The organism is Methylobacterium oryzihabitans (assembly GCF_004004555.2).
GTDB lineage: Bacteria > Pseudomonadota > Alphaproteobacteria > Rhizobiales > Beijerinckiaceae > Methylobacterium > Methylobacterium oryzihabitans.
Genome location: NZ_SACP01000018.1, coordinates 50018 through 67411 on the forward strand (window position 1 = coordinate 50018; position 17394 = coordinate 67411).

The 17394-nt window shown below is 71.3% G+C and carries 13 protein-coding genes; 7 read left to right on the forward strand and 6 right to left on the reverse strand.

The window, feature by feature from the left end:
• Positions 1-106 precede the first annotated feature (106 nt).
• The 5 genes from EOE48_RS18070 to EOE48_RS18090 form a co-directional block, all read right to left on the reverse strand.
• A complete protein-coding gene (locus EOE48_RS18070) occupies positions 107-862 on the reverse strand; it encodes an SDR family NAD(P)-dependent oxidoreductase (RefSeq protein ID WP_127731679.1) in 756 nt (251 codons plus the stop codon).
• 18 nt (positions 863-880) lie between these two features.
• A complete protein-coding gene (locus EOE48_RS18075; RefSeq protein WP_127731681.1) occupies positions 881-2050 on the reverse strand; it encodes an NADH:flavin oxidoreductase/NADH oxidase in 1170 nt (389 codons plus the stop codon).
• A gap of 11 nt (positions 2051-2061) precedes the next feature.
• The gene (locus EOE48_RS18080) at positions 2062-4080 is read right to left on the reverse strand and encodes a hydantoinase B/oxoprolinase family protein (protein ID WP_127731683.1); all 2019 of its coding nucleotides are present in this window, start codon (positions 4078-4080) and stop codon (positions 2062-2064) included.
• On the reverse strand, positions 4077-6125 hold the full coding sequence (locus EOE48_RS18085; RefSeq protein WP_127731685.1) for a hydantoinase/oxoprolinase family protein: 2049 nt from the start codon (positions 6123-6125) through the stop codon (positions 4077-4079). Before EOE48_RS18085 ends, EOE48_RS18080 begins: the two co-directional genes overlap by 4 nt.
• A gap of 266 nt (positions 6126-6391) precedes the next feature.
• On the reverse strand, positions 6392-7447 hold the full coding sequence (locus tag EOE48_RS18090; RefSeq protein ID WP_187371459.1) for an extracellular solute-binding protein: 1056 nt from the start codon (positions 7445-7447) through the stop codon (positions 6392-6394).
• 323 nt (positions 7448-7770) lie between these two features.
• Here EOE48_RS18090 and EOE48_RS18095 point away from each other — a divergent pair, with 323 nt between their 5' ends.
• From EOE48_RS18095 to EOE48_RS18105, 3 genes are read left to right on the forward strand one after another with little or no spacing between them, the layout of a single operon-like run.
• Positions 7771-8907, forward strand: coding sequence for an ABC transporter ATP-binding protein (locus tag EOE48_RS18095; RefSeq protein WP_127731689.1), 1137 nt, complete (start codon positions 7771-7773; stop codon positions 8905-8907).
• Positions 8904-9809: an ABC transporter permease gene (locus tag EOE48_RS18100; RefSeq protein ID WP_127731691.1), complete on the forward strand. Its 906-nt coding sequence runs from the start codon at positions 8904-8906 to the stop codon at positions 9807-9809. Before EOE48_RS18095 ends, EOE48_RS18100 begins: the two co-directional genes overlap by 4 nt.
• On the forward strand, positions 9806-10642 hold the full coding sequence (locus tag EOE48_RS18105) for an ABC transporter permease (RefSeq protein ID WP_246154580.1): 837 nt from the start codon (positions 9806-9808) through the stop codon (positions 10640-10642). The genes EOE48_RS18100 and EOE48_RS18105 overlap by 4 nt, the downstream gene beginning before the upstream one ends.
• 266 nt (positions 10643-10908) lie before the next feature.
• Here EOE48_RS18105 and EOE48_RS18110 read toward each other — a convergent pair whose 3' ends face one another.
• The gene (locus EOE48_RS18110; protein WP_127731693.1) at positions 10909-12150 is read right to left on the reverse strand and encodes a glycosyltransferase family A protein; all 1242 of its coding nucleotides are present in this window, start codon (positions 12148-12150) and stop codon (positions 10909-10911) included.
• A 580-nt stretch (positions 12151-12730) separates the two neighbouring features.
• Between EOE48_RS18110 and EOE48_RS18115 the strand changes: the two genes are divergently transcribed.
• The 4 genes from EOE48_RS18115 (at position 12731) to purF (ending at position 17392) form a co-directional block, all read left to right on the forward strand.
• On the forward strand, positions 12731-13411 hold the full coding sequence (locus tag EOE48_RS18115; protein WP_127731695.1) for a response regulator transcription factor: 681 nt from the start codon (positions 12731-12733) through the stop codon (positions 13409-13411).
• A gap of 347 nt (positions 13412-13758) precedes the next feature.
• Positions 13759-14808 carry a flagellin N-terminal helical domain-containing protein gene (locus EOE48_RS18120; RefSeq protein ID WP_187371460.1) on the forward strand — a complete coding sequence of 350 codons (1050 nt, stop codon included), beginning with the start codon at positions 13759-13761 and terminating at the stop codon, positions 14806-14808.
• A gap of 201 nt (positions 14809-15009) precedes the next feature.
• Entirely contained in the window at positions 15010-15612 is a 603-nt protein-coding gene (locus EOE48_RS18125) for a CvpA family protein (protein ID WP_127731699.1), read from the forward strand.
• A gap of 271 nt (positions 15613-15883) precedes the next feature.
• The gene (gene purF / locus EOE48_RS18130) at positions 15884-17392 is read left to right on the forward strand and encodes an amidophosphoribosyltransferase (protein ID WP_127731701.1); all 1509 of its coding nucleotides are present in this window, start codon (positions 15884-15886) and stop codon (positions 17390-17392) included.
• Positions 17393-17394: the final 2 nt, after the last annotated feature.

Here is a 17394-nt window from a genome sequence, read left to right on the forward strand (position 1 = left end):
TCCCACCCAGGAGAGGGGATCCCGCGCTTGATTCTGAAAGGATTTTTCTCCGAACAACTCGGCCGCAAGCGGGGCGAGGAGACCACGCACCACCCGCCGTCCCTTCTCACAGCCGCCCGCCATCCACCGCCAGGATCTGCCCGGTGATCCACCCGGCCTGCTCGCTGGCGAGGAACAGGGCGGCGGAGGCGATGTCCTCGGCCTGGCCGAGCCGGCGGGTGTGGAGCGCGTCGAGCACCCGCTGCCGGCCGTCCTCGCCGTAGGCCTCCCACTGCGCGTGGGTGGCCGGGTTGGTGAGGATGAGCCCCGGCGCCACCGCGTTGACGGTGGTGCCGTGCGGCCCGAGCTCCCACGACAATTGCCGCACCACGCCGACCAGCGCGTGCTTGGCCGCGGCATAGGCCTGGATGCCGGTGAGGCTCGGGCGCAGGCCCGCCCCCGACGCCACCGCGACGATGCGGCCCCAGCCGGCCTGCCGCAGGTGCGGCGCGGCCGCCTGGGCGACCCAGAAGGCGGAATCGACGTTGGCCTGGAACAGGGCGTGCCACGCCTCCTCGGTGATCGCCTCGATCGGCCGCCCGGCCTGCCCGCGCACCCCGCCGGCGGCGAGGGCCAGCACGTCGAGGCGGCCCTCCTCGGCCAGCACCTCGCGCACCAGGGCGTGCGCCGCCGTGCGGTCGGAGAGGTCGGCGGCGTGGGCCGGCACGCCGAGGTCGCGTCCGGCCGCCTCGACGCCGTCGCGGTCGAGATCGGTGAGGCGGACCCGGGCGCCGGCATCGCGAAACGCCGCCGCGATGGCCCGGCCGATCCCCTGGGCGGCGCCGGTCACCAGCACCACGCGCCCGTCGAGGCGGATGTCCATGAGGTCTCGTCCTCTCCGTCAGCCCGCGATGCCGATGCGCTCGCGCAGTTCCAGCCACCAGCCGTAGGAGGGCGGCCACTGGCGCCAGTCCGGATCGGCCCCGAGCGCCTGGGCGGCGTGGAGCGCCCAGTGCGGGTCGGTCAGCGCCTCGCGGCCGATGGCGATGAGGTCGGCCTGACCCGCCTGCAGGATCGCCTCCGCCTGCGGCCCGTCGAGGATCACCCCGACCGCCATGGTGGGGATGCCGGTCTCGCGCCGGATCGCCTCGGCATAGGGCACCTGATGGCCGCGCTGGAGCCGGGTGCGGGTCTTGGCGTAGTCCATCATCGAGTTCTCGGCCCGGATGCCGCCGGACGAGCAGTCGATGACGTCGACGCCCCGCGCCGCCAGCTCGCGGGCGAGCACGATGCTGTCCTCGATCGTCCAGCCGTCGCTGCGGGTGTCGAGGTCGGGGCGCCAGTCGACGCAGGAGATGCGGAACAAGAGCGGCTTGCCCGAAGGCCAGTGCGCCCGCACGCTCTCGGCGATCTCGAGGGCGAAGCGCATCCGCCCGGCCCGGTCGCCGCCGTAGCGGTCCTCGCGAGTGTTCGAGACCGGCGAGAGGAACGAGTGGATGAGGTAGCCGTGGGCGGCGTGGATATCGAGCACGTCGTAGCCGGCCCGCGCCACCCGGGCGGCGCCGCGTCCGTAATCCTCGACCAGCCGGGCGATCTCGTCGGTGGTCATCGCCCGCGGCTGGTGCCAGCCGGCGACGCTGCGCCCGTCGGAGGCCGCGACCGGCTGCCAGGGCGTCTCGCCCCGCGCCGCCTCGGCGTCGCCGAGGGGGCCGAGCCCCTCCCACGGGCGCTGGCGCGACGATTTCGGCCCGGCGTGATGAAGCTGCGCCGCCGCGAGGCTGCCCTGCTCCTGCACGAAGCCGGCGATGCGGGCGAGCGGCGGCACGTGGTCGTCCGACCAGATGCCGAGGTCGCCGTAGGTGTTGCGCCCGACCGGATCGACGATCAGCGCCTCGGTCATCACCGTGCCGGCGCCGCCGACCGCGTATTTGGCGAGGTGCTGGAAGTGCCAGTCGGAGGCGAGCCCGTCCGGCCGCGCCTTGTACATCTGCATCGGCGCGATGACGATCCGGTTGGGGAACGTCACCTCGCGCAGGCGCAGCGGGCTGAACAGCAGGGTTCCGTCAGGCATCGCTCCCTCCCCTATTCGGCCGCGGCGGGTAGCGCCGCCCGGATCTGCGCCAGCGGCGGCAGGTCGCCGAAGCGTCCGCACAGGGCCTCGTAGGCCGCCTCGACGTCCGCCGCCCCGCCGCCGGCCGGGGCGTCGCGGCCCTTGAGGGCGCCGAAGACCTGATGCTTGACGAAGAACCGCCAGGTGACCGGGACCGCGGCGAGGATCCGGGTCAGGGCGGCGTAGCGCGCCTGCGTCCACACCCGCTCGAAGGCGACGCGGCCGGGCCCGTGGCCGAATTCCGTCGCCACGCGGCCCTGCGCCCTGTCGGCGCGCAGGCGGGCGGTGGCGGCGGCGTCCAGCGCGAGATCGGGGCCGAGCACGACGCCGTAATCCTCCCGCGCCCGCTCCCGCGAGACGAAGCCCCGGCGCACGTCGGCGACCACCGCCGCCTCCGGCCGCTCCAGCGGGTCGCCGTAGCCCCCCGCCCCCGGTCCCTGGATCAGGATCACGTCGCCGGGATCGCACGGCACGATGTCGGTCGAGCCGAGTTCGACGCACCCCGCCGTGCCGGGATTCTTGGCGAAGCGCGACGGCGCGCCGGACAGGCCGCCCCGCAGCCCCCAGGCGGAGAACACCGAGCGGTCGCGGTTGCGCGCCGTCACCATCGATTGCGGGGCGAAGAGCTGGAACTCCATCTCTAGCGCGGTGCCGCCGCGGGTGCGGCCCGGCCCGCCGGAATCCGGCACCAGCCCGTAGCGCAGGATCCGCACCGGCACCTCGGCCTCGTTGATCTCGACCGGGGTGTTCTTGAGGTAGGACATGTTGGCGCCGCAGCCCTCGGCGCCGTCGGCCATCGGGCTGCCGCCGCCGCCGCCGCCGACCGGGCCGATCGAGGCCATCACCGAGCGTCCGGTGCGGGTCGTGGTCTTGACGTTCATGAGGCTCATGCCGCTGCCGGGCGAGGCCGGCATCAGGTCCGGCAGGGCGCGGCAGAAGGCGCCGATCACGACGGTCTGGGCGAGGTTGCACATCAGGCTGCGCATGCCGACCGCCGCCGGCATCACGGCGTTCATCACCGAGCCCTCGGGCAGCACCGCCCGGGCCGGGCGCACGAAGCCGGCGTTCAGCATCGCGGTGCGGTCCTGGGCGTAGAGCGCGTAGACCACCCCGACCATCGCGAGCGCGTGGCGCTCCTTGCCGCCGGTCGGCACGTTGAGCGAGGAGGCGAGTTGCGGGTCGCTGCCGGTGAAGTCGACCGTCAGGGTGTCGCCGTGGACCTTCAAGGTCACGGCGACCCGCACCGGGTAGCCGCCGGCCTGATCCTCGTCGGCGTAGTCGGCGAAGAAGTACTCGCCGTCCGGAATTCTTTCGATCACCGCCCGCGCCTGGTTCTCGGCGTAGTCGAGCAGGCCGTTCAGGCCGGTGCGGAACTCGTCGCGGCCGAAGCGGTCGATGATCTCGTGGATCTTGCGCTCGCCGACGTTGACGCAGGCGATCTGGGCGTTGAGGTCGCCCCAGTTCTGCTCGGGCAGACGCACGTTGTTGGCGATCAGCCGCAGCAGGTCCTCGTTCATCACGCCGTCGCGCATCAGCCGCATCGGCGGGATGCGCAAGCCCTCCTGGTGGATCTCGGTCAGGCTGCGCGACAGCGTCGCCGGCACGGCGCCGCCGACATCGGTGTTGTGGATGTGGCAGCCGACGAAGCAGACGATCTCGCCGTCGCGAAACACCGGCTTCCAGATGTGGATGTCGGGGGTGTGGGTGGCGACGTAGCCCGCATAGGGGTCGCTGGTGAGGCAGATGTCGCCTTCGCGGTAGTCGAACAGCCGGATGACGTCGCCGTAGTCGAGCCCGGTGTACCACGTCGCGCCGAACGTCTTCGGCGAGGCGACCGTCAGGCCCTCCGGGGTGAGCACCTGGCAGGAGAAGTCCTCGGTCTCCTTGACGAAGGTCGAGTGCGCCGTGCGCATGAGCGTCCAGCCCATGCTCTCGGCGGCGGCGGCGCAGTAATTGGCGAGGACCTGGAGGGTCGTGCTGTCGAGCGTCACCGGGCGGCCTCCGGGGTGATGCGCAGGTTGGCGTAGGCGTCGACCCGGGCGGCGAGGCCGGGGGGCACGACGGTGGTGCAGTCGTCCTGGGTCACGATCGCCGGGCCGGCGAAGGTCTGGCCCGGCCGCAGGTCCTCGCGGCGGTAGACCGCGACCTCGCGCTCGGCGCCGTCGAGATAGGCCCGCGCGGTGCGCACCACCGGCGCCGGGCCGGGGACGAGGTCGTGGCGCGGCAGGACCGGCTTGGCGGTGCGGCCGCTGATGACCAGCCGCAGGGAGATGACCTGGAGCGGCGCGTGGCGGTCGGCATGGCCGTAGACCCGCTCGTGCTCGGCGTGGAAGGCGGCGGCGATCGCCGCCACGTCGCCGGTCTCGGCGCTGCCTGCGTCGACCGGCGTGTCGATCTCGAACGACTGGCCGCGGTAGCGCAGCTCCGCCGAGCAGGTGATCGTCGCCGGCCCGTCGTAGCCCTGGTCGCGGTGCAGCCAGTCGAGGGCGCCGGCCTTCAGCGCCGCGAAGGCGTCGCGGATCGCCGGCGCCAGATCGGGGGTGAGGTCGGCGTAGAGGGTCTTGATGAAGTCGTTCTTGAGGTCGGCGATGAGGCCGCCGAGCGCGGAGAGCACGCCAGGGGTGAGCGGCACCACCACCTCGCGCATGCCGAGTTCGCGGGCGAGGAAGCAGGCCATCATCGGACCGGCGCCGCCGAAGGCGAGGCAGGAGAAGTCCCGCGGGTCGATGCCGAAGCGCGACACCAGGGCGCTGACGTCGGTGTACATGCCCGACACCGCGATGCGGATGATCGCCTCGGCGGTCTCCTCGATGCTGCGCCCGAGCGGGCGGGCGAGGTCCTCGACCACGGCGCGGGCCTTGTCGCGGTCGATGGTGACGGCGGCGTAGCCGATCTCGGCGAGGCCGACGAGGCCGAGCGCCGCGAAGGCGTCGGTGATCGTCGCCCGGGTGCCGCCGTTCCCGTAGCAGGCCGGGCCGGGGCGCGAGCCGGCGCTCTCGGGCCCGACCTTGAGCACGCCCTGGCCGTCGATCCAGGCGATCGAGCCGCCGCCCTCGCCGATCGAGGAGACCGAGACGGAGGGGATGTAGATCTGGAAGTCGCCGATCTGCTCGCCGACGCCGTATTGCGGCTGGCCGTCGACGATGATCGCCACGTCGGCCGAGGTGCCGCCGATGTCGAGGCTCATGCAGCGGGCGATGCCGCAGGTCTCGGCGACGTAGGACGCGCCGATCACCCCCGAGGCGGTGCCCGACAGGATCATCTGCACGCACTCGCTCTTGCCCTGCTCGGCGGTCATGATGCCGCCGTTGGACTTGGTGAGCCGCGGCTCGGGGGCGACCCCGATCGAGTGCAGGGCCGCCTGGAGCGACCCGAGGTAGTGCGACACCCGCGGCTGCACGTAGGCGCCGATCGCCGCCGTGATGGTGCGCTCGTACTCGCGGATGATCGGCCAGGTCTCGCTCGACAGGAAGACCGGGAGGCCCGGCGCCAGCCCCTCGATCATCGCCTTGGCCTGCGCCTCGTGCGCCGGGTTGCGGTAGGCGTGGAGGAACGACACCACGATGCCCTCGGCGCCGGCCGCCCGGGCGCCGGCCACCGCCTCGCGCAGGCTCGCCGGGTCGAGGGGCTGGAGCTCGTGGCCCTCGGCGTCGAGCCGGCCTGCGACGCCGAAGACGAGGTCGCGGGGGATCAGCGGCGCCGGGCGCTTCGACAGGAGATAGTACATCTCCGGGATCTTGAGCCGGGCGATCTCGAGCACGTCGCGGAAATGCTCGGTGGTGAACAGGGCGAGCCGCAGGCCCTTGCGCTGGATCACCGTGTTGATGCCCACCGTGGTGCCGTGGGTGAAGTAGGCGATGTCGGCCGGGCCGATGCCGTAGCGCTCGCCGGCGAGCTTGATCCCGGCGATGACCTCCGCCCCCGGCTCGTCGGGGCGCGAGAACACCTTGAGGCTGCGCAGGCTCTGCGTCGCCTCGTCGAACAGGGCGAAATCCGTGAACGACCCGCCGATGTCGACGCCTACCCGATAACCCATACCTGTGCCTCCCGGCCGGGCGTGGCCCGGCTTCGTTCGTGCGTCCGCTCCCCTGTCCCGGACGACTGGAGCGTCAGCGGAAGGAGATCCGGGAACCAGACGTCAGATGTGCCGCGCAGCGGCTCTGCATGGGCGACGTCGCCGCCGAACGGACGCTTCGCGACGTCGTGTGCTGGATCCCGGATCTCCTTCCGCTCTCGCTTCAGTCGTCCGGGACAGGGCGAGTCAGGTAGACAGGCGTGGGTTCACAAGCCCCACTCCGCTCCTCACCGCCCGATCTCCTTGTTCCAGGTCTCGACCCACTTCGCCTGGCGCGGCGGGATCTCCTGGAACGGGGGGAAGATCAGGCGGTCGACCGGCGTGATCTCGTGGGCGATCTTGGGGTCGAACACCGCGTCCTTGTTGACGACGCCGTAGCGGATCGCGCTGCCGAAGCAGGATTGCGCCTCGGCGCTGAGCGACAGGTCGGCGAAGGCGTAGCCGAGGTCGGAGCTGTTCTTGACCTTCTGGATCCAGGTCAGTCCGACGATGACGCCGGGATCGGGCGTGGCGTACTTGTATTGCGGGTTCTTGTCGTCGATGAACGCCCAGGCGCGGCCGTCCCAGTACATCGCGATGTCGATGTCGCCGCTGCGCAGCCCGTTCAGCACGCCGTTCGGGTCGGTCCACAGGCTGAGATTGCCGCTCTTCTGCATCCGCTTGACCGCGGCGAGGCCAGGTGCGACGTCGTCGACGCCGCCGCCGTAGAGCCTGGCGAAGCTCCAGACCGAGACGGTGAGGCCGCCGCTCGGATAGTTGATGTTCGGCATGGCGGCCTTCCACTTGCCCGCCACCGTGCCCTCGACGAAGGACTTCCAGTCCTTCGGCGGCTCGGCCACCGTCTCGGAATTGTAGATGATCCCCATGCCGCCGTAATTGTGCGGCGAGCCGTAGCCTTCGCCGAGACCCTGGAAGCGCGGCCCGAGCTTGGCGAGGTTGGGCACGGTCTCCGGGGTGAAGCGGTCGACGAGGCCGCGGTTGATCGCGTCGTAGGCGGTCTCGGACGGGTTGTAGACGATGTCGAGGGGCGGCTTGCCCGGGCTCGCGGCGATCTGGTTCAGCCACTGGATCGGCGCGCCGAGCACCACGTCGACGGTCTTGCCGGTCTTCTTCTGGAACGGCTCGACGACGCAGCGCCGCAGGCTCTGCTCCCAGATGCCGCCGAAGGCGCCGACGACGAGGTCGGCGGCCTGCGCGCTCCCGGTCAGCAGGCCCAGCGCCGCACCCAGGGCCGCCCCGGCGCGGCGCGCCCGGCTTGCGCTCCGGCGCCCGGAGGCGGACAACTCGGGGGTTCCGCACCCGGCCCGGACCGCGTTCGTTCCGTGTCCCGCACCCATGAACCGGCTCCCTCGCTCGGCCTGCGACCCGGCCGATATTCACTATCATGAACGGACGCACAACCCGGCACAACGGGGAAAACGGCGACGTTGCCCGAAAAGGCACCACCTGCCCGCGATTGATGCGACGGCTCAACCATCCGTGACTTGCTGCCGGCCGATTCCCGCACCAGGATTGCTTGACGGGCCGCGTTCATTTTAGTGAAGATGTGACGGCGCGGCGCCTCGCAGGTCCGCCCGTCCGCACACCACAGCCCGGGGAATGGCCGATGACCAGTGCGGTGCCGCTGAAGCTCGCCGAGATCAGCAAGAGCTTCGGATCGCTCCAGGCGCTCAAGCCCCTGACGCTGGCGATCGGCGGCGGCGAGATGCTCGCTCTGCTCGGGCCGTCGGGCTGCGGCAAGACCACGACGCTGCGCATCATCGCCGGGTTCGAGGCGCCCGATACCGGCCAGGTGCTGATCGGCGGCGAGGACGTCACCGACCTGGCCCCGAACCGCCGCGGCCTCGGCATGGTGTTTCAGAACTACAGCCTGTTCCCGCACATGAGCGTGGCCGAGAACGTCGCCTACGGCCTCAAGATGCGCCGCGTGCCGGCGGCGGAGCGCCGGGTGCGGGTGCGCCGGATGCTCGACCTCGTGCGGCTCGGCCAGTACGAGGACCGGCAGATTCACCAGCTCTCCGGCGGCCAGCAGCAGCGGGTGGCGCTCGCCCGCTCGCTGGTCACCAATCCCTCGGTGCTGCTCCTCGACGAGCCGCTTGGCGCCCTCGACAAGAACCTGCGCGAGCGGATGCAGTTCGAGCTGCGGGAGATCCAGCGCCGCCTCGGCATCACGTCGATCATCGTGACGCACGACCAGGAAGAGGCGCTGACGATGAGCGACCGCGTCGCCGTGATGGCGGAGGGCCGCATCGTCCAGGTCGGCGCCCCGACCGAGGTCTACGAGCGTCCGCGCACCCGCTTCGTGTCGGAATTCCTCGGCACCGCCAACATCTTCGCCGGCACGGTGGCGGACCGGGCCGGCCCGGAGGACTGGGCCGTGACCCTCGACCTCGACCGCGCCCCGCGCAGCCTCGTGCGCTCGCCCGAGCCGCTCGCCGCCGGGCGCCGGGTGCTGCTCGCGGTCCGGCCCGAGCGCCTGACGATCGGCCCGCCCGAGGAGGACGGCATCCCGGCCCGGGTGCAGGACGTGGTGTTCCGCGGCAGCTACTTCGCCTACGAGCTCGACGTGCCGGGGCAGGACGGCCCGGTCTTCGCCTACAGCCAGGCCCGGCGCGAGGTGCCGGCGGACGGCCGCGTCGGCCTGTCCTGGCCGGCCTCCGGCGCCATCGTGCTGCAGGACGCTCCCTCGTCCCAGAACTCCCCGGCATCGCAGGACTCCCCGGCATCGCAGGACGCGCCATGACGACCGTGAAGGCCGACCCCGTCCCCGCCGCCCTGGCGGAGCCCGCCCCGGCCCGGCGCCGCGGCACGCCCTACCGGCTGGCGAGTTCGAGCTGGACCGTGCCGGTCATGGTCTTCCTCGGGTTCTTCTTCGTCATCCCGCTCGGCGCCAACCTGTGGCGCAGCGTCGCGACCGGGGACGCGCTGGTGCACGGCCCGTTCGCGTTCTACGCCAAGCTGCTCGGCGACGCGTACTATGCCGGCATCCTCGCCGAGACGCTGAAGGTCGGGGTGATCGCGACGCTGGCGAGCCTCGTCGTCGGCTACCCGGTCGCCTACTTCATGGTGCGCTACGCCGGGCGCTGGAACGGGCTGATCGTCTTCCTGCTGATCGCGCCGCTCCTGACCTCGATCATCATGCGCACCTTCGGCTGGCGGGTGCTGCTCGCCCGCAAGGGGCCGGTGACGCTGCTGCTGCACGACTGGGGTCTCATCGCCCGGCCGACCAACCTCGCCGACGACCCGATCGCGGTCTACGTCGCCCTCGTCCACGTGCTGGTGCCGTTCATGGTGCTGTCCATCGTGGCGGTGCTGCAGCAGGTCGACGTGCGACTGGAGGAATCCTCGCGGGTGCTCGGCGCCGGGCCGCTCGCCACGTTCTTCCGCATCACCCTGCCGCTGAGCCTCGACGGGGTCGCGACCGGCTGCATCCTGGTCTTCGTCGTCACCAACGGCAGCTTCCTCACCATGCTGCTGCTCGGCGGGGGCAAGGTCACGACGCTGTCGCTCCTGATCTACCAGCAGTTCAACGTGGCGCAGGACACCGGCTTCGCCGCCGCGATGGGCAACCTCCTGCTGTTCATGGCGCTGATCTGCCTCGCGCTCCAGGCGCGGTTCCTGCGCCGGGAAGGGGTGAAGGCATGAGCACGCCGAGCCTGACCGCGATGCCGCCGCGCCGCCGGCGCCGGCCGAACTGGGCCGCCCTGGCGCTCGGCGCCTACGTCGTCGCCTTCCTGGGCTTCATCGTGGCGCCGATCGCCGCGGTGGTGCTGGTGTCGTTCTCCTCGGCCTCGTTCATCACCTTCCCGATCCCGGGCTACACCCTGCGCTGGTACTGGCGGATCATCGAGTACCGGCCGTTCCTCGACGCGATGCTGGTCTCGATCGAGGTGGCGCTCGCCTCGACGGTTCTGGCGGCGGCGCTCGGCGTGCCGGCGGCCCTGGCGCTCGCCCGCTCCCGCGGGGTGCCGGCGGCCCTGGTGTCGAACTTCCTGCTCGCGCCGATCACCGTGCCGGCGATCGTGCTCGGCCTCGCCCTGCTGTACTTCCTGGCGAGCCTGTCGTTCGGGCTGTCGTTCACCGCGCTGCTGATCGCCCACACGGTGGCGGGGATTCCCTACGTCACCCGCACGGTGCTGGCGGTCTACCGCTCGCTGCCGCCCGACCTCGAGGAGGCGTCGGCGGTGCTCGGCGCCACCCGCTGGCAGACCTTCCGCTACACCACGCTGCCGCTGGTGCGGCCGGGCGTGTTCGCCGGCGGCCTGTTCGCGGTCCTGACCTCCCTCGACAACCTGCCGCTGTCGTTCTTCTTCGGCAGCGCCAGCACCAGCACCCTGCCGGTGGTGATGCTGAGCTACATGGAGAATCAGTTCGACCCCTCGATCGCCGCGGTCAGCACCGTGCAGATGCTGGTCGCGATCGTGGCGCTCGTCGTCACCGACCGGGTCTACGGCATCGAGAAGCTGACGGCGGCGTGAGACGATTTCCGGACGATCCGTTCCGGAAATCGTCTCACCAGCCCGCGCGGCGCAGAGCAAAGCTCTGCGCGCACCTGAGCGGAGCCGAGATCCGCATTGCGAAAGCGATCCGCCAGGATCGCCTGGAGCAATCAATCGGATTTCGTATGATACGGTTTTCGGACGATTCGTTCCGTAAAACCGTATCACCAGCCCGCGCGGCGCCTGAGGGAAGCCGATTTCCGCATTGCGAAGCAATCAATCGGAAATCGTATGAGACGATCGTCTCACGCCGGCCCGCCGACGAGGTCGCGCTCGCTGACGATCAGGCCGGGCGCGTAGCCCTGGTCGAGGAAGCGCTGCCGCTCGGCCTCGTCGGCGAGGAAGACGAGGCTCGACCCGTTCACCGCCGGCGCGCCAGCCACCGGCGGCGTGACCAGGATGCGGCGGTCGAGGCCGAGCTCGCGCAGGAGGCTGCTGAGCGAGGGTCCGTCCGCGACCCCGACGAGGACGAGGCGGTTGACGCCGGCGAGCCCGTTGGCGAACCGGGCGAGGGTCTGCACCGCCACGAGGAGCGGCAGGCGCTCGGGGTTCTCGATCTCGGCCTCGATCTCCGGCACCGGCCCGGCCGCCATCGCCCGCAGGCGGCACAGGATCTCGTGGGTGCGCACGAAGTCGCCGAGGGCCTGCCACTGCCGCAGGGCGAGGCGCAGGCGCGACTGGACGTAGGCGTCGACGGCGTCGCGGAACACCTGACGCTGGCCGGCATCGAGCTGGGCGCCGATCTGCGCCAGCAACCCCTGGACGAGGTATTCGAGCCCGCCCCGGTCGAGGTCCCACTGCTCCTCGACGAGGTCGCGTCCGCGGGCCTCGGCGACCCCGCTGCGGGTGACGAGGCGCAGGAACGGACGGGCGCGGAACGCCACCGCGCCGGCGGCGACGATCCGGCTCAGGGCAACGAGGCTCCAGTGGCAGGCGGCGCCCGGCGACAGGATCCGGCGGACCGCCTCGGCCCGGAACACCGCGTGGTCGGGGCGCAGGCCGTGGCGCACGAGGAAGCCGAGCAGGTCGAGGGCGTCCCCGGTCGCGAAGACCGCGTCGCCGTCGAGCCGGTGGAGCGGGCCGGCCGAGCGGCCGGTGGTGTCGTCATGGAAATTGGGAGGCGCGTAGGCGGCCAGCACCTCGGGCGCGCCGTCGAGGAAGGCGATCGTCTCGGCGAGGCCCTGCGGATCGAGCAGGGCGTCGTCGGCCAGCGCCACGAGGTAGCGGCCGCGGCCGCGGTGCAGGGCGTCGACGAGGTGGGCCGGGCCGTCGACCGGGCCGGCATGACGCAGGTGGACCACCGGCAGGCCGGCGGCCGCGTGCCGCTCGACGATTCTCCGCGCCGCATCGTCCTCGCCGGCATCCGAGACCACGACCTCGAACGGGACGCCGGGCCGGATCTCCGCCGCGAGCCGCGTCAGGAGCCCGTCGAGGAAGGCGGGCCGGCGTCCGGTCGTGACGCAGACGCTCAGCGTGATCTCGGTCATGTCGTCCTCGTGGGCGCTTCGTGCCGTCCGCGCCGGAGCGGGGTGGGGCTCGCCGGCCGGGCGCCGCGGCGCGAGGCCGGGTGCGGCGCGGACCCGTCGGCGTCCGGTCGGGTGATTCGGCAACTTCTAGCGCGGTTCCGGCCGGCCCGCACCTGCATCGCTTTCGCGTCGCAGCGTTCCGCCGGCTTCAAGAACAGTTGCTCGGGATCGCGGCAAAAAGCCCACACCTCAGGCTTTGCCGGACGGATCCCCGGGTCTCGGGCGAAGAGGTCCCTGCGTCAGGGCCCGACCGGCCGGGCGTCGAGGGCGGCGGGCCATGGCCTCTGACGCCACCGGGCCGGCCGAACACCCTCCGGAAACCTCGCAAGCCTCCCCGTTAACCGGTCCTTAACCATCCCCGTCAATAAACGTTAATCGTGATCTGACGGGGCGCGAGGGGAACCGGTCGAGACCGGTCCCCTCCCCCGCCCGCCGGCAGGCCATCCCGACAATCCACTCGTCCGACGCCGCGACGCGGCGCTCCTCGTGGGGCGCGAGGGCGCGCGACGGCAACCGGCATCCGCCTGAAGGGGTAGCGGCAGTGTACATCGTCGTCGATGAGCGGCAGTGCGTGACCGCGGAATACGTGGCGGGCTTCGGCCACGAGGGCGTCGCCTCCCAGGGCGTGCAGTCGCAGGACTTCGGCTCCTGGCTCGACCGGAGCCGGGCCGGCGACCTCGCGGCGGTGAAGGGCTTCCTGCTCGGCGCCTGCGAGGACCGCACCGGCCACACCGCCACGATCCGCCGGCGCTCCCAGGCCCCGATCATCGCGCTCAGCGAGACCCGCTCGCTCCAGAACACCCTCGACCTGCTGACGGCGGGCATCGACGACGTCGTGCGCAAGCCGGTCCACGTGCGCGAGATCCTCGCCCGGGCCGAGGCGATCCGCCGGCGCATGCACCGCGGCGAGGCCCGGATCATGGCGCCGCAGCGGGCCGAGAGCCTCACCGTGCATTTCGACGGGCGCGACCCGGAGATCGACGGCGACAGCCTGATGCTGCCGCGCCGCGAGCGGCACATCCTCGAATACCTCGCGCGCAACCGCGGCCGCTGGCTGACCAAGACCCAGATCTTCGACGCGATCTACCGCGACGGCGGCTGCGACGTCGAGGAGAGCGTGGTCGAGGGCCACATCAGCAAGCTGCGCAAGAAGCTCCGCGGGCGCCTGGGGCGCGATCCGATCGAAGCCAAGCGGATGGTGGGCTACACCTTCGTGGGATGAAGAGCCGCGTCGGTCGAAGGGCCGCGTCGGATGGCGATCGTGTCGGACGAAGGCCGCGTCGGGTGAGCCGGACGGCTGGGGCGGCGGCCGCTTAACGGTTCTCTAGGGTCTCACAGGCAGCTTGTGCGGAACAGGGCGACGACGCCGCCCACGGCACGGGACACCGCCGCCTCCGTTCGGGGCGGAGGCGTCCCCGCCGGGACGGCGACGGCAACCTTGAACAACGCACAGTGGGTTGCCCGCCGTCCGGCGGGCAAAGGCATGATGCCGCTCCGCTGCCCCGGTGTGAGCCCGGATGTCCTCTCGAAGACCCATCCCAAGCCAATCGGCGCGCAAGGGGACGTATCGTGACGAGCATCCTGACGAACAACTCGGCCATCATCGCGCTGCAGACGCTCAGCTCGATCAACAAGGACCTCGATACCACCAGCAACCGGATCTCGACCGGCCAGCGCATCTCGTCGGCCGCCGACGGCGCCGCCTACTGGTCGATCGCCCAGACCCTGCGGTCGGACAACGGCTCGCTGTCGGCGGTCACCGACGCGATGCGGCTCGACGCCAACTCGGTCAAGGCCGCGGCCGGCGGCGTGAACCAGGTCACCGAGAACCTCACCACGATCAAGAACAAGCTCATCAACGCGATCTCGACCAACGTCGATCGGGCGACGACCCAGAACGAGATCAACGACCTGCTCAAGGGCATCAAGACCACCGCCGACAACACCGTGATGAACGGGTCGAACTGGCTGTCGGTCAACTCCGGCGCCGCAGGCTTTTCGGATCAGGTCGGCCTCGTGTCGGCGTTCTCGCGCAACAACGGCACGGTGACGGTCAGCACCTCGAAGCTCGATACCGGCTCGTTCATCATCTACGATTCCAACGCCTCGGGCACCTCGAACACCACCCTGACCACCGCCTTCACGGCGATCGCCGCCTCATCCACGGTCGCCGGCGCCGAAGGGGCCACCGTTGCGGTGAGCGGCACCGCGGCCGACAAGAAGGGCTTCCTCGACACCAAGTACGTCATCACGCCCGGCGCCGCCGGAGCCACGGCGGTCGTCCAGTCGATCAAGGACTTCAACATCTCGGCCCTCGGCAAGGGCGACGCGGACAAGGCCCAGATCCAGGCCTACATCAAGGTCATCGACGCCACGATCCTGAAGCTGCAGTCGGGCTCGTCGAGCCTCGGCTCGACCTCGACCCTGATCGCCTCGCAGCAGGACTTCACCAAGAAGCTATCGGACATCAACACCAGCTCGATCGGCGCCCTGGTCGACGCCGACATGGAGGAGGAGTCGACGAAGCTGAAGGCGCTGCAGACGCAGCAGCAGCTCGGCATCCAGTCGCTCAGCATCTCCAACTCGGCGGCGCAGAACATCCTGTCGCTGTTCCGGTAGGCGTCGGGCTCCAGCCCGTCGTCGGCGGCCGCGCTCCCCCCCGGGGCGCGGCCGTTTCCCGTTGGAGGGGGATCCGGCCCCGCCGGCACCGGCCCCGCCGGCACAAGGGTGACGGGGCGACCGGGGCAGAGTATACCGGCCGGCGCGGTCAGGGCAGCCGCGCTCTCCGGCCATGGACCTCGCCCCCGAACCGTTCCTGCGATGCCGTTTTCCGTTCTCGATCTCGTTGTTCTGGGCGTGGTGGTCATCTCCGCGCTGCTCGCGGCGGTGCGCGGGTTCACCCGCGAGGTGCTGGCCATCGTCGCCTGGGTGGCGGCGGCCGTCGTCGCCTACACGCTCCACCCGCTGCTGCTGCCGACGATCAAGCAGCACGTCTCCAGCGACACCGTCGCGCTGGTCGCGTCGATCGCCGCGATCTTCCTCGTGACGCTGCTGGTGGTGTCGATCATCACGGTGAAGATCTCCGACCTGATCCTCGACTCGCGCATCGGCGCCGTCGACCGCAGCCTCGGCCTCGCCTTCGGGGCGGCGCGCGGCTTCCTGATCTGCGTCATCGGCTGGGTGTTCCTGTCCTGGCTCGTCCAGGGCAAGGTGCCGGACTGGGCCCAGCAGGCCCGCAGCCGCGAGGTCCTGGAGACCAGCGGCCAGCGCCTCGTCGCGATGCTGCCCGACAACCCCGAGGGCCTGCTCAAGCAGTTCCGCAAGCCCAAGCCCGACGGCGATCCCGGCACCGACGTCCCGGCCGAGGGCGACGCGCCGCCCCAGCGGCGCACCGATGCGGGCACGACCCCGGCCCGTCGCTGACGCCCCCGCGGGCCCGGCGCCCGGCGCAGGGGTCCCCGGCGCCGGCGCGGTGTTCCTCGCCTTGGCGCCGCCCCATCTGACGATTACATGACGGCCGAAGGGAACGGGCCGCCCCGGGACGAAAACCGGCGGCACAACGCGCCCTCGTGGGTCGGGAACGATGTCTCGGGTTGGGTCGTGGCCCGCCTGTGCGGGCGGGGTCCCGCGCGAGCGGGTGGGATTTCGGACACCGGAGGCTGCCGGGGTGACCGGCCGCAAAGGGCTTCTCATCATGGCAGCACGCAGCGAAACCGGCCGGGCGGGGTCGGGAGCCAGCGACGTCTACGAGGTCGACTGGCGCGAGGAACTCGACGGCGACCGCCTGCGCGAGGAATGCGGCATCTTCGGCATCCACAACCACCCGGATGCCGCCGCGATCGTGGCGCTCGGCCTGCACGCGCTCCAGCACCGCGGCCAGGAGGCGGCCGGCATCGTCTCGTTCGACGGCCGGGTGTTCCACTCCGAGCGCCGGATGGGCCTCGTCGGCGACTCGTTCTCCGACCTGGCGACGATCGAGCGGCTCAAGGGCCGGGCCGCGATCGGCCACGTGCGCTACTCGACCACCGGCGAGACCATCCTGCGCAACGTGCAGCCGCTCTTCGCCGAGCTCGAATCCGGCGGCCTCGCGGTGGCGCATAACGGCAACCTCACCAACGGCCTGCTGCTGCGCCGCCAGCTCGTGCGCGACGGCGCGATCTGCCAGTCGACCTCCGACACCGAGGCGATCCTCCACCTCGTCGCCCGCTCGCGCCACGTCCGCATGGTCGACCGCCTGATGGACGCGCTCCGCCAGATCGAGGGCGGCTACGCCCTGGTGATGCTGACCAACAAGAAGCTCATCGGCGCCCGCGATCCCCTCGGCATCCGCCCGCTGGTGCTCGGCGAGCTCGACGGCCGCTACATCCTCGCCTCCGAGAGCTGCGCCCTCGACATCATCGGCGCCCGCTTCGTGCGCGACATCGACAACGGCGAGATGGTGGTGATCTCGGACGACGGGGTCGAGTCGATCCGCTTCGCCAAGGCGCAGCCGATGCGCCCGTGCATCTTCGAGTACATCTACTTCGCCCGCCCCGACTCGGTGGTGAACGGCAAGAACGTCTACGCGGTGCGCAAGAGCATCGGCGTGGAACTCGCCAAGGAGGCGCCGGCGGGGGCCGACATCGTGGTCCCGGTGCCGGATTCCGGCGTGCCGGCGGCTTTGGGCTTCGCACAGGAGGCGGGCCTGCCGTTCGAGATGGGAATCATCCGCAACCACTATGTCGGGCGCACCTTCATCCAGCCGACCCAGTCGGTGCGCGAGCTCGGCGTGCGGATGAAGCACTCGGCCAACCGCGCGGCGATCGAGGGCAAGCGCATCGTGCTCGTCGACGACAGCCTCGTGCGCGGCACGACCTCGATGAAGATCGTCCGGATGATGCGCGAGGCCGGCGCCCGCGAGGTGCATTTCCGCATCGCCTCGCCGCCGATCACCCATCCCGACTTCTACGGCATCGACACGCCGGAGAAAGAGAAGCTGCTCGCCGCCACCCACGACCTCGAGGGGATGCGGCGGGTGATCGGCGCCGACTCGCTCGCCTTCCTGTCGATCGGGGGGCTGTACCGGGCGATGGGCGAGGAGAGCCGCAACGCCGCCAGCCCGCAATTCACCGACCACTGCTTCACCGGGGACTACCCGACGCCGCTGACCGATCTCGCGATCGCCTCGCCGCGGCAGATGGCGATCCTCGCCGAGGCCGATTGAGC

Bases quoted from the DNA above. Each gene is read 5' to 3' on its own strand.
- EOE48_RS18070 (WP_127731679.1), bottom strand. From the start codon at position 862: ATGGACATCCGCCTCGACGGGCGCGTGGTGCTGGTGACCGGCGCCGCC.
- EOE48_RS18075 (WP_127731681.1), bottom strand. From the start codon at position 2,050: ATGCCTGACGGAACCCTGCTGTTCAGCCCGCTGCGCCTGCGCGAGGTG.
- EOE48_RS18085 (WP_127731685.1), bottom strand. From the start codon at position 6,125: ATGGGTTATCGGGTAGGCGTCGACATCGGCGGGTCGTTCACGGATTTC.
- EOE48_RS18095 (WP_127731689.1), top strand. From the start codon at position 7,771: ATGACCAGTGCGGTGCCGCTGAAGCTCGCCGAGATCAGCAAGAGCTTC.
- EOE48_RS18100 (WP_127731691.1), top strand. From the start codon at position 8,904: ATGACGACCGTGAAGGCCGACCCCGTCCCCGCCGCCCTGGCGGAGCCC.
- EOE48_RS18105 (WP_246154580.1), top strand. From the start codon at position 9,806: ATGAGCACGCCGAGCCTGACCGCGATGCCGCCGCGCCGCCGGCGCCGG.
- EOE48_RS18110 (WP_127731693.1), bottom strand. From the start codon at position 12,150: ATGACCGAGATCACGCTGAGCGTCTGCGTCACGACCGGACGCCGGCCC.
- EOE48_RS18125 (WP_127731699.1), top strand. From the start codon at position 15,010: ATGCCGTTTTCCGTTCTCGATCTCGTTGTTCTGGGCGTGGTGGTCATC.
- purF (WP_127731701.1), top strand. From the start codon at position 15,884: ATGGCAGCACGCAGCGAAACCGGCCGGGCGGGGTCGGGAGCCAGCGAC.